Genomic DNA, 12,560 nt, shown 5'->3' on the forward strand with positions numbered 1-12,560 from the left:
TTTGAGGTATTTTTTCTCTGTGTAACTCAGTGTTTCTCTGCGCAACTCAGTGTAATATTTTTTTTAAATAATAAATTTTATTAAGAATTTAATTTTTCATTATTGCGATGTCTTTCTGTATCACGTTGTGTTTTCTTTTCCAGATTTTTTTGCATTGCTTCTGTAAGATTAATTCCTGTTTGATTTGCTAAACATATTACTATAAATAAAACATCAGCTAATTCATCTGCTAACTCTTTTTTTGTATCCGATTCTTTAAAAGATTGCTCGCCATATTTTCGTGCAATTATTCTTGCCACCTCTCCCACTTCTTCAGTGAGCATTGCCATGTTTGTTAGTTCATTAAAATATCGAACACCGGTTGTGTTTATCCAATTATCAATTTGTTGTTGCGCTTCTTCGATGGTCATAGTCTTATTCTTTTGTTGAATCAGGAATTGGTTTTTCTCTTGGTGCAGAACGTATTTCAGAATCCAATCGCTTGAAAGTATTCACCTTTAAAGTATCATTTGGATTTTGATATGCATCCACAATTGTATTTATATATTCCGTGTTATTTCTGAATGTGCCGAAGCTGCGATAAATGGTATAACTATCCGTAAATAAAAATCCGGCACCAATTATTAGTGCAAGAATACTGCGCACAATTAATGGCTGCATCTGCCACACAAATGCATCTCGGTTATTTTCTTCTTCAATATTTTTATAACTCAGCCATGCAAACATTAAAATACCTATCAATGAAAATAATGCTACAATCAGTAATTCCTTATCGCCTTGCAATAAAATAATTCTGCACATAATACCAATTACTATTACAGATATTCCCCATAAGCCAACAATATAAATTAATCGCACACTGCGGGTAATTCTTTTCTTATCTAAAAATGTAAGCACTCCCGAAGCCAGATAATAAAATGCAAGTGTGCCGAATAATAAAATACTTAACCTATCACCGCTTGCACCAAATGTGGGTTTTAAATACACTACCAAAATAGTGAAGAACACCAACAGAATTTCGCCAAAGCGTGTAAAAAATTTTTTCACTCTCTATTTTTTGAATCAATAATTATTGTAACCGGTCCATCATTTAAAAGTGTTACTTGCATCACAGCACCAAACTCACCGGTACTTACTTTTTTTTGTAATAACAATTCTGTGGCGGTAATAAATTTTTCATACATCGGAATTGCAATGGATGGTTTTGCTGAGCGAATAAATGAAGGGCGATTTCCTTTTTTTGTAGATGCAAATAATGTGAACTGACTTACAATTAAAATATCGCCATTCACATCTTGCACGCTTAAATTCATCAAACTTTGTTCATCAGAAAAAATGCGCAGTTGAGTAATTTTTTTTGATAGCCATTCTATGTCTTCTGCATTATCATTTTCTTCAATTCCCAACAGCACAAGTAATCCTTTGCCGATGCTTGCATCCGCTTTATTTTCAATTGCTACTTTAGCATTTGCCACTCTTTGAATTACTGCCCGCATATCACCATTTCTTTTTTGATTTTACTTCCTCATAAATAGAAAGATAATTGATATATCTGGAGGGAGCTATTTCTAAATTTTCCAACGCATCTTTCACAGCACAGCCTTCTTCATTAATATGTACACAATTATTAAATCTGCATTCCAATAAATATTTTCTGAACTCAGGAAAGTAATGGCTGATTTCTTCCGGCTCCATATCTACAGTTCCAAATTCTTTTATACCCGGAGTATCAATTATAAATCCACCAAACGATAAAGGCATCATGCGGGCAAATGTAGTGGTATGCATTCCTTTGCCGTGTGCTTTTGAAATTACATCCACACGTAAATTCATTGCAGGCTCCATCACATTAATTAAAGAAGATTTTCCAACACCGGAATGTCCTGCTATTAATGTTGTTTTATCTTTCAAAATATTTTTTAATTGCAAAATATTTAAATCGTCCTTTGCAGAAGTATGCAACACAGTATATCCCGCTTGCTTGTATATATATTCAAATTCAAAAAGCTTTTCTTTATCCTTTGCATTATATAAATCGTACTTATTAAAAACAACAACAGCAGCAATACCATACACTTCTGCAGTAAGCAGTAAACGATCAATAAATCCGGTGGAAGTTCGGGGTAATTTTAAAGCAGCAATAACTAAAACCTGATCAATGTTGGAAGCAATAATATGTTTATGATCTGTTTTATGTGTTGCCTCACGAATGATATAATTTTTACGAGGAAGAATCTCTGTAATTACACTTGAACCATCTTCATCACTATCTACTATTACCTCATCACCTACTGCAATCGGATTTGTAAATTTTGATTCCTGCAATCTGAATTTCCCTTTTAATCTGCAACTGATTATTGCAGAATTATGCAGCATTACTTCATACCAACTACCTGTGGATTGTATAACACGACCTTGTTGCATTGTGCAAATGTAGTCAGCGAATAAAGAAGGTGATTGAAAAAATTAAAATTGAATTAACGGGCGTTAGAAACCGAAACAGAATGTATGGCAAAAGAAATTTCTTTGATAAGTTGTAAATCTTTTTCAATCGCATTTCCAACAACAATAATATCAGCACCTGCATTACTCAATTCATAAGCAGCTTCGGGAGTTCTGATACCACCACCTACTATAATAGGAAGAGAAATATTTTTCCGTACTTCTTTAATCATACTTGCAGAGATATGATTTTTTGCGCCACTTCCTGCATCCATATAAATTAATTTCATTCCCAATAATTCACCTGCTAAAGCAGTACATATAGCGATATCATTTTTATCGTGCGGTATTGGTAAAGTATTCGAAATATAACTCACAGTGGTTGGTGCGCCGCCATCTACAAGAATATATCCTGTAGGAATAGCTTCCATACCAGATTTTTTTATGTAAGGTGCAGCAAGCACATGATTACCGATTAATAATTCCGGATTACGACCACTTATTAAACTGAGAAATAATAGAGCATCTGCACTTGGGTTGATTTGTTGAATACTCCCTGGAAAAATTATTACCGGAATATTGGAATGTTTTTTTAAATACTGAATAGTAGTTTCTAAATAACTTCCTACAACCAAACTTCCACCAATAAAAAAATAATCAACACCACTTTCCTTTGCAGATGTAACTATCCTTTCTAAAATATCAGGAGTTACTTCATCCGGATCAATGAGTACGGCAAATTGCCTGCGACCTTGTTCGCAGTTGCTTTTTAATTGATGTGCAATAGCTGATTTCATAAAATTATAATAAGCAAAAATAAGGTAATATATTGTCTCTTACTATTAAATAGAATGAAGTTCAGCCGTATTTGTAACAAGCTAAATGATGATTGCTTTGCAATTTGCTTTTGATTTGCATTCATACATTTATTTACATTATTATATTTCACACTAAAAAATCATTTGTGTTTTTACATTCACTATTCTATTGAAAAGTAATGCATGTACTAACTCCATTTTTTTAAAGTAAAATTTAAAAACAAATTGCATCTTCAATCAAACACCAAATTTTTGAATATCTATTTTTCCCCATTTACTCAATATATTTCCACAATAAATCAAATAGAATTTTTCACTTCAAATAATAAATATATATATGTGTACAAATCAAATTTAAGCCTGTAATGCATCTCTCTCTTTATAAACATAGTTGTGTAAAAATGATACTTGTTTTAATACAGTGCAATTAAGTAATTTCGAAAAACCTTTCGGAAAAAACCGGAAGGTTTTATCATTTTACAACGAAACACAATAGAAACTATAATTCACCAAAATTCATTTAAACAATATGGCAAAAAAGGAAACAAAACACAAAGGCTTAGAGATTAATCGCCACTTTACCCGTGAAGGAATCAGCCCATTCGATATGTATGAATACGAAATGCGTTCATCAGTAATTCGCAACACCACGGGTGATATTGTTTTTGAAATGAATAATGTAGAAGTACCTAAATCATGGAGTCAGGTAGCCACAGATATTCTTGCTCAAAAATATTTCCGTAAAGCAGGTGTACCCAAAGAAGATGGCAGCACAGGTTCTGAAAGCTCTATTAAACAAGTAGCACATCGTATGGCTAATTGCTGGAAACAATGGGGAGAAGACAATGGATATTTTGCTTCTGCAACAGATGCTCAAATATTTTATGAGGAAATGGCATTTATGATTGTTGGTCAATATGCTGCACCAAACTCACCACAATGGTTTAATACCGGATTATATTCTTCTTATGGTATTAAAGGAAAACCCCAAGGACATTATTATGTAGATCAAAATACAGGTGAAGTAAAAAAATCTACTTCTGCTTATGAGCGTCCTCAGCCACATGCTTGTTTTATTTTATCAGTGGATGATGATTTGGTAAATCCCGGTGGCATAATGGATTTATGGACTCGTGAAGCCCGCATATTTAAATACGGTTCCGGCGTTGGAACAAACTATTCAAAAATCAGAGGGGAAAGTGAAAAACTATCAGGTGGTGGAACATCATCCGGTATAATGTCTTTTTTGAAAATTGGAGATGCAGCAGCAGGTGCTATTAAAAGTGGTGGAACAACAAGACGTGCAGCAAAAATGGTTTGCTTAGATCTGGATCATCCCGAAATTGAATCTTTCATTGATTGGAAAGTAAAAGAAGAAGATAAAGTGGCTGCATTGATAGCCGCAGGATATTCCAGCGATTATGAAGGAGAGGCTTATCGCACAGTGGCTGGTCAAAATTCAAATAACTCATTGCGTATTCCTAACAGTTTCTTTAAAGTATTAGAAGAAAATGGTGAATGGGAATTGCTGGCAAGAAGCACAGGCAAACCAATGAAGGAAGTAAATGCAAATGAATTATGGGATAAAATAGCTTATGCCGCTTGGAGATGTGCAGACCCGGGAGTTCAATTTGACACTACTATTAATGAATGGCATACATGTCCTCAAGACGGCCGCATCAATGCATCCAATCCTTGCAGTGAATATATGTTCTTAGACAATACAGCTTGTAATCTGGCCTCTTTGAATCTGCGTAAATTCTTTGATAGCGATAAACTTATTTTTGATGTACAGTCTTTGGAACATGGTTGCAGATTATGGACTATTGTTCTGGAAATATCTGTATTGATGGCGCAGTTTCCAAGTAAAGAAGTTGCAAAATTGAGTTATGATTTCCGTACACTGGGTTTGGGTTTTGCCAATATCGGTTCGGTGTTAATGATTTCAGGAATCCCTTATGACAGCGATAAAGCAAGAGCAATTGCAGGAGCAGTTTCTGCAATCATGACTGGTACTTCCTATAAAACTTCTGCAGAAATGGCTAGTGTTCTTGGTGCATTCCCGGGTTATGAGCGCAATAAAGCAGACATGATGCGTGTAATGCGCAACCATAGATATGCCGCTTATAATGCAGCAGATAATTATGAAGATTTAGAAATTAAACCAATGGGCATTGATCAAAAACTTTGTCCGGATTATATGTTGAAAGCAGCTTGCAATGCATGGGATGGTGCTTTGAAATTAGGTGAGGAATTCGGTTATCGCAATGCGCAAACAACAGTAATTGCACCTACGGGAACAATAGGTTTAGTTATGGATTGCGATACCACAGGTGTTGAGCCGGATTTTGCTCTTGTTAAATTTAAGAAATTATCCGGAGGAGGTTATTTCAAAATAATCAATCAATCCATTCCATTAGCTCTAAAAAATCTTGGTTATAAAGATGAGTCTATTACAGAAATTATAAATTATACTAAAGGTATTGGCACTTTAAAAGGCGCACCATATATCAATTATGAAACACTATCTCATAAAGGATTTACAGATGCTGAAATTCTGCATCTGGATAATGTAGTAAAACATGCATTTGAAATTGGATTTGCTTTTAATATTTATACTATTGGTGAAGTAACCCTACAACGGCTTGGTTTTAAACCTGAACAATACACGGATCCAGGATTTAATGTTTTAAAAGCTTTAGGATTTACAACCGAGCAAATTGAATTAGCCAACAAAACTATTTGTGGTACAATGACAATTGAAGGTGCTCCGGTACTACAGGAAAAACATTATCCGGTATTTGATTGCGCAAACAAATGTGGTAAAACAGGTGTGCGCTATATATTGGCTCAAGGTCATATCAAAATGATGGCAGCCGTTCAACCATTTATTTCTGGTGCAATTTCGAAAACAATTAATCTGCCGAACGAAACAAATGTGGATGAGATAAAATCTTGTTATAAACTAAGTTGGGAATTGGGATTAAAGGCAAATGCACTGTATCGTGATGGCAGCAAACTCTCTCAACCATTATCAACAAAGAGCGATACAAAAGAAACTTCAGGAACTGGAGCTGAACATAACTGGACTGCTGATGAAGTATTGGAAGCAGCTAAATCAATCATTGCATCTTCTAAGGATACAATTTTCAAACGTCAGCTTTCAAGAGTTGTGGAAAGAAAAAAACTGCCGGCTAAACGCAGTGGTTTTACACAAAAAGCAAAAGTGGGCGGACAAACATTATTTGTAAGAACCGGTGAATATGATGATGCCACATTAGGTGAAATATTTATTGATATGCATAAAGAAGGTGCAGCATTCCGTTCGTTGGTAAACTGTTTTGCAATTGCAATTTCTATTGGTTTACAATATGGTGTTCCACTGGAAGAATTTGTAGATAAATTTACTTTCACCCGTTTTGAACCAAGCGGACCTGTAGATCACCCGAATATTAAGTTCAGTACATCTATTGTTGATTATGTATTCCGATTATTAGCATTTGAATATTTAGATCGTACAGATCTTGTGCATGTAGCACCGGAAGATATGGCGCAACATGAAAAAGCAACGCATGAACTTTCTACGGAAACCATTGGAGATTTTCCTGTGAGCGAAAGGGTTATCAATAAAAACCCGGAAAAGACAGCAAGTGAATCAACGAAAAAATCTAATTATAAAATAGATGCCCAAAGCGCTTCTAATAATAGTTTAATGGGCGATGCGCCTCCATGTCCAAATTGTGGACACACAACAATTCGAAATGGCACCTGTTATAAGTGCTTGAATTGTGGCGAAAGCTTAGGATGTAGTTAATTGTCATCACCATCATAAAGTAAAAAACCGTTGGAGTTTCCAACGGTTTTTTTTGATACTACCATTTGCTATTGATTACTTTTGTTTTAAAAAATAAAGAGAACTATGTTTAAAAAAACCATATTAGGAGTGATTATTAGTTTGCTTTTAGTAGCATGCACTGGCTATGGAAATCGTCTGGATTTTAATGGAGGTGAATTATATTATACTAAAGCTATTGATAAAGAAGAAGCCAATGCTCTGGGAAATTATTTGGTAGAACAGAATTTTTTTTCTGGCGATAAAATATCTGTACAAATAGATAAAGTAGAAGAGGTGTATCAATTTAAAATGGTTTCAAAGGAGGATGCGGAGGCTAATCCTGAAAACGTTACCAATGCGCAGTCGTTTGCCATGAGCTTATCCAATGAGGTTTTTAATGGCGCACCTGTAAATTTTTATTTTTGCGATTCCTATTTTAAAACAAAGCTGGAAATTCCATTTCCAATTCAATAGGCTTCTATTATGGTATCAAATAGATAACTCTATTACAATTAACTTTACATCAAAATCAAAGAAAAAAAATGAAAAAAATAACCCTGCCAGTTTTAATTATCGGAACAATTTTAATGTTCACATCTTGTACTAAATCAAACAGCCCGGAAAAAACAGTAACCAGTTTTATCGAAGCAATAAATCAAAGAAATTGGGATGCTGCTAAAGCCAATTCCACAAAGGAAAGTGAAAGTATGTTAGATATGGTGAAAGGCTTTGCCGACATGGTTCCGGATTCAGCTTATACTCCATTAAAATTTGAGATTATAAAAGAAAAGACCGTGGTTGATGGAGAGAAAGCTACTGTATATTCTAAAGATGAAAATGGAAATGAAATGGCTTATCAGGTATTGCAAGTTGACGGAAAATGGAAAGTAAATTTTACCATGGAAGCAATTATGGGAGATATGAAAACTGAAGATATTCTGGACGAAGCGATGGATTCCATGTCGGAAACAATGGAGTCAACAGAAGTAGAGACAGATACAATGAAATAATTTTTTTTTAAATTACATAATCAGAAACCCGCTCCTTCGAGTGGGTTTCTTAATTTATACCCTTTGCAAATACCTTTTATGGAATGGAAAGTAAATATCATCTAACCCCTGAAGTATTTTGGAAACATGTATTCGTTAAATTACGTTACCTGCGCACCTTTAAAAACATTAATGCGTTAAGTTTGTCAAATCAATATGTCGGAAAATAATTATACCCTGCTATTATCGAAACTCGATGAGTTTATTAGAAAGTATTATATCAATAAGCTGCTGCGTGGCAGTTTATATTTAATAGCAGTTGGATTAAGCGTATATCTTATTTTAAGTTATACAGAATACAATCTTTATCTGTCCACCCTTATTCGAAAAATTGTTTTTTATGGATTTATAATTTCATTTGCTTATTTGCTGTATATATGGATTATTGATCCTTTGCGAAAATATTATCGCTTAGGAAAAACAATTAATTATAAAACAGCATCGCAAATTATTGGTCAGCACTTTGGCGAAGTAGAAGATAGGTTAATGAATATATTAGAACTTCATGATCAGCAAAATGAATCTACAAGCAAGGTATTAATTGAAGCGAGTATTAATCAAAAGATAGAAAAAATAAAACCTGTTCCATTTGCAAAAGCAATTGATTTAAAAAAGAATAAAAAGTATTTGCGATATGCATTACCGCCTTTTGCAATTTTTATATTTTTATTATTTGCTGCACCTAATATTCTCAGAGATAGTAACTATCGTTTTCTAAATAACAATGTTGCATTTGAAAAACAAGCCCCTTTTCAATTTAATATTACGAATGAAAAACTTGAAGTAGTACAGTATGATGATTACACTGTAGAAGTAAAAATTACAGGCTCTGCGTTACCGGCTTCTGTAAACCTAATTACAGATAATGGCAGTTATACAATGATTAAAAATGCATCCAATACTTTTACCTATACATTCAATAAAGTACCAAAAGATATTCAATTCAGATTTGCTGCTACCGGATTTGAAAGTAAGCCCTATTTACTTACAACAATTCCCAAACCTCTTCTCGTAAATTTTGATGTAACCCTTACGTATCCTGCATATACCCGGAAAAAATCTGAAGTAATTAAAAATACAGGCGACCTTGTTATTCCAGAAGGTACACAACTTCAATGGACATTTAATACAGATAATACTCAGCGGGTTGAAATGCTGTTTCCCAATCTTAAAACTGATGCAAACCTAAAAGATAAAAACACTTTCAGCTATACTTATACTGCAAATGAAAATGTATTTTATAAGATAGGAATGGCAAATGAAAAATTATATAACACCGATACATTACAATATCAATTAACAGTAATCCCTGATGCATATCCACAAATCACTGTGCAGCAATTTAAAGATTCTCTGGATGATAAATACTTTTATTTTTTGGGTGAAATAAGTGATGATTATGGATTTTCTAAATTAAATTTTTATTACAAAGTAGAAACACAGGATAAGAACAATGAATTAATAACCCGTGATGAAAAATCTGAAAAAATAAATTACACCAATGTAGGTCTTCGCAATCCTTTCACCTATGCGTATGATCTTCGTCAAAACAATTTGCAACCTGGTGATAGAATTACATATTATTTTGAAATATGGGATAATGATGGTTTACATGGAGCAAAATCAACACGATCTCTGCCAATGCAATTTATTGTTCCAACAATAGAAGAATTGCAAGAAATAAAAGATGAGCAAAATGCAGATTTAAAAAATGCAATGCAGAGTACATTGAGCGAAATGGAAAATATTCGTAATCAAACTAACGAGCTTCAAGATAAATTTTTGGAGAAAAAAGAATTGAATTGGGAAGATAGAAAACAAGTTGAAGATTTGCTAAAGCGCCAACAAAATTTGCAAGAACAGGTAAAAGAAATGCAAAGCGGCTATAAGGAAAATATTTCCAAACAAAAAGAATATCTGCAACCGGATGAAAAAATATTAGAGAAGCAACAACAATTAGATGAATTATTTCAAAGTGTGCTTACTGAGGAAATGCAGAAGCTGATGGAAGAAATTCAAAAGTTATTGGAACAAATGAATAAAGAACAATCTCTTGAAGAATTAAAAAAGATGGATATGTCTAACCAACAATTGGAGCAGGAGTTGGATAGAATGTTAGAATTATTTAAGCAGATGGAAATGGACCAAAAGCTTCAGGAAACTATTGACAAACTAGATCAGCTTAGTAAAGAGCAGGAACAATTGAGTGAAGAAACACTGGATAAAAATTCAGATCAGAAACAAAGCATTGATAATCAGGAAGATATAAATAAAAAATTTGAAGATATCCAAAAAGATTTAGATAAATTAAATGAGATGAATCAAGAGCTTGAAAAGCCAAAGAATATGGAAGATTCTCAAAACTCTGAAGAACAAATTCAAAAAGATTTACAAAATAGTAGTGAGCAATTAGATCAAAAGAAAAACAAGCAAGCAAGTCAAAGTCAAAAAAGTGCCGCAAGTGGAATGCAAGAGATGGCAAAAAAAATGCAGTCGCAAATGAATCAAGGAGCAATGGAACAAAAGCAGGAAGACATGAATGCCTTGATGAGATTATTAGATAACTTAATAAAGTTATCAATTGACCAGGAAGATTTGATTTATGAATCTGCAGAAGTGAGGGTGAATAATCCCCGTTATATTGAGTTGATGGCTGAACAGCAAAAGATAAAAGAAGATACCAAAATAGTAGAAGATAGCCTTATAGCATTAAGCAAAAGAGTATATGAAATCAGCAGTTTTGTTACCCGTGAAATTGGTGAGGTGAATTCAAACCTTGATAAAACTATAAATGCCATGAGCGAGCGGCAAACACCTCAAGCTGCAATGTATCAGCAATATACAATGACTGGTTATAATAATCTGGCTTTGATGTTGGACGAAGTAATGCAACAAATGCAAGAGCAAATGGCACAATCAATGCCCGGCTCACAAATGTGTCAAAAGCCTGGTGGTGATTCCCAACTCCCAACTATGGGTGAAATGCAAAAACAACTAAATGAGCAGTTAAAGAAATTAAAAGGGCAAAATGATAAAGGCCAGCTTCCTGATAAACAAGGAATGAGTCAGCAATTAGCTGAAATGGCAGCACAACAAGCTGCAATTCGAGAGGCATTGCAAAAAATGGCTCAGGAGCTAGGCGGTGGAAATACCGAAGATGGAAAACTAGCCAAGCAACTTCAGGATTTAGCAAATAAAATGGATCAGACGGAAGAAGATATAGTAAATAAACAAATTACAGAGCAAACACTTAAGCGACAAGAAGATATCTTGACAAGACTATTAGAAGCTTCCGATGCAGAGAGGGAAAGAAAAACAGATAATGAACGACAAAGTAATACAGCTGCAGAAATTAGTCGACAAACGCCCCTTGAAATTGAAGACTATTTAAAGAAAAGAAAAGCAGAAATAGATTTATACAAAACAATTTCACCCGAATTGAAACCTTTTTATAAAAATCTGGTAGAAGTTTACTTTAGCAAAATAAGCTTTGAATAAATATGCAAATTGGTGAAGAACTTATAGAAAAAGAAATACTCATAGAATCCTGTTCAAATGGTGTTTTAGAGGTAGAATCATTTATAGATGAATTTCGTCAAAACAATAAGATTGATGATGAAATATTTGGAAATATTTTAGTTGCTGTAACAGAAGCGGTTAATAATGCGATTATTCATGGTAATAAAATGGATAAGAGCAAATCAGTACGATTAGTAATCCGAAAAAGAAGAAACGTTGTTACTTGTAATATTAAAGATGAAGGAAATGGATTTGATTATAACAATTTGCCAGATCCAACCGCTCCCGAAAATATTGAATGCTTAGGAGGTAGAGGCGTTTTTCTCATGAAACATTTAGCTGACCTAGTAGTTTTTTCTAGTGACGGTAGTAATGTAGAAATTCAATTTAGAGTGTAATGCCCATTATTGTATTCAATGAAATTTATCCTGGATTTCAATTAAAAAATAAGACAAAAGTTAAAGCCTGGATTCTAGAAGTAATCTCCAAACATGGAAAATCCTGTAAAGAATTACAATTCTTTTTTTGTGATGATGAATTTCTGTTAGCCTTAAATCAAGAATATTTAAAGCACAACACATTTACCGATATCATCACATTTAATTACAATCAGGGTAATACCATTTCTGGTGAAATTTATATTAGCATAGATAGAGTTATTGAAAATGCAACAAATTATGAAAAATCTTTTATTAATGAGTTGTGTCGAGTTATTATACATGGCATTTTACATTTATTGGGTTTTAATGATATAACAGAGGATGAACAACAATATATTAAACAAAAAGAAGATTCTATGCTTGAACTGCTTCCGATAAGCAGTTTCATGTGAAACTAAATATCAGATATTTTATGGTTGTGTTCCATGTGAAACAACATTCCAATTATGTTTATTTT

11 protein-coding genes are annotated in these 12,560 nt (G+C 33.5%); 6 read left to right on the top strand and 5 right to left on the bottom strand.

All coding sequences use genetic code 11. The features are described from left to right. Positions 1-80 precede the first annotated feature (80 nt). The 5 genes from IPN31_14435 to IPN31_14455 are packed head-to-tail and all read right to left on the bottom strand — an operon-like array spanning position 81 to position 3,239. Complete coding sequence (locus tag IPN31_14435) at positions 81-410, bottom strand: nucleotide pyrophosphohydrolase (GenBank protein MBK8683074.1); 330 nt, start codon at positions 408-410, stop codon at positions 81-83. Positions 411-414: 4 nt separating this feature from the next. Continuing rightward, on the bottom strand, positions 415-1,047 hold the full coding sequence (locus IPN31_14440) for a hypothetical protein (protein MBK8683075.1): 633 nt from the start codon (positions 1,045-1,047) through the stop codon (positions 415-417). Next, the gene (locus IPN31_14445) at positions 1,044-1,496 is read right to left on the bottom strand and encodes a D-tyrosyl-tRNA(Tyr) deacylase (GenBank protein MBK8683076.1); all 453 of its coding nucleotides are present in this window, start codon (positions 1,494-1,496) and stop codon (positions 1,044-1,046) included. The genes IPN31_14440 and IPN31_14445 overlap by 4 nt, the downstream gene beginning before the upstream one ends. A gap of 1 nt (position 1,497) precedes the next feature. Further along, a complete protein-coding gene (gene rsgA, locus IPN31_14450) occupies positions 1,498-2,424 on the bottom strand; it encodes a ribosome small subunit-dependent GTPase A (GenBank protein MBK8683077.1) in 927 nt (308 codons plus the stop codon). A 53-nt stretch (positions 2,425-2,477) separates the two neighbouring features. Then, a complete protein-coding gene (locus IPN31_14455; GenBank protein MBK8683078.1) occupies positions 2,478-3,239 on the bottom strand; it encodes a geranylgeranylglyceryl/heptaprenylglyceryl phosphate synthase in 762 nt (253 codons plus the stop codon). A gap of 550 nt (positions 3,240-3,789) precedes the next feature. On the opposite strand from IPN31_14455, the gene IPN31_14460 reads away from it, so the two are divergent. From IPN31_14460 to ybeY, 6 genes are all read left to right on the top strand, one after another. After that, positions 3,790-7,074, top strand: coding sequence for a vitamin B12-dependent ribonucleotide reductase (locus IPN31_14460; GenBank protein ID MBK8683079.1), 3,285 nt, complete (start codon positions 3,790-3,792; stop codon positions 7,072-7,074). Between the two features lie 105 nt (positions 7,075-7,179). Next, on the top strand, positions 7,180-7,569 hold the full coding sequence (locus tag IPN31_14465; GenBank protein ID MBK8683080.1) for a hypothetical protein: 390 nt from the start codon (positions 7,180-7,182) through the stop codon (positions 7,567-7,569). A 68-nt stretch (positions 7,570-7,637) separates the two neighbouring features. Then, positions 7,638-8,105, top strand: a complete 468-nt coding sequence (locus tag IPN31_14470) for a DUF4878 domain-containing protein (protein MBK8683081.1) — start codon at positions 7,638-7,640, stop codon at positions 8,103-8,105. 195 nt (positions 8,106-8,300) lie between these two features. Then, positions 8,301-11,642: a DUF4175 domain-containing protein gene (locus IPN31_14475; GenBank protein MBK8683082.1), complete on the top strand. Its 3,342-nt coding sequence runs from the start codon at positions 8,301-8,303 to the stop codon at positions 11,640-11,642. Positions 11,643-11,644: 2 nt separating this feature from the next. Then, positions 11,645-12,061: an ATP-binding protein gene (locus IPN31_14480; GenBank protein ID MBK8683083.1), complete on the top strand. Its 417-nt coding sequence runs from the start codon at positions 11,645-11,647 to the stop codon at positions 12,059-12,061. Further along, entirely contained in the window at positions 12,061-12,495 is a 435-nt protein-coding gene (gene ybeY / locus IPN31_14485) for an rRNA maturation RNase YbeY (GenBank protein MBK8683084.1), read from the top strand. The genes IPN31_14480 and ybeY overlap by 1 nt, the downstream gene beginning before the upstream one ends. Positions 12,496-12,560 lie beyond the last annotated feature (65 nt).

Source organism: Bacteroidota bacterium (assembly GCA_016715425.1).
Classification (GTDB): domain Bacteria; phylum Bacteroidota; class Bacteroidia; order Chitinophagales; family BACL12; genus JADKAC01.

What these genes read in the sequence shown, in the direction of transcription:
- IPN31_14435 (MBK8683074.1), bottom strand. Translation starts at nt 410, where the DNA reads ATGACCATCGAAGAAGCGCAACAACAAATTGATAATTGGATAAACACA.
- IPN31_14445 (MBK8683076.1), bottom strand. Translation starts at nt 1,496, where the DNA reads ATGCGGGCAGTAATTCAAAGAGTGGCAAATGCTAAAGTAGCAATTGAA.
- rsgA (MBK8683077.1), bottom strand. Translation starts at nt 2,424, where the DNA reads ATGCAACAAGGTCGTGTTATACAATCCACAGGTAGTTGGTATGAAGTA.
- IPN31_14455 (MBK8683078.1), bottom strand. Translation starts at nt 3,239, where the DNA reads ATGAAATCAGCTATTGCACATCAATTAAAAAGCAACTGCGAACAAGGT.
- IPN31_14460 (MBK8683079.1), top strand. Translation starts at nt 3,790, where the DNA reads ATGGCAAAAAAGGAAACAAAACACAAAGGCTTAGAGATTAATCGCCAC.
- IPN31_14465 (MBK8683080.1), top strand. Translation starts at nt 7,180, where the DNA reads ATGTTTAAAAAAACCATATTAGGAGTGATTATTAGTTTGCTTTTAGTA.
- IPN31_14470 (MBK8683081.1), top strand. Translation starts at nt 7,638, where the DNA reads ATGAAAAAAATAACCCTGCCAGTTTTAATTATCGGAACAATTTTAATG.
- IPN31_14475 (MBK8683082.1), top strand. Translation starts at nt 8,301, where the DNA reads ATGTCGGAAAATAATTATACCCTGCTATTATCGAAACTCGATGAGTTT.
- IPN31_14480 (MBK8683083.1), top strand. Translation starts at nt 11,645, where the DNA reads ATGCAAATTGGTGAAGAACTTATAGAAAAAGAAATACTCATAGAATCC.
- ybeY (MBK8683084.1), top strand. Translation starts at nt 12,061, where the DNA reads ATGCCCATTATTGTATTCAATGAAATTTATCCTGGATTTCAATTAAAA.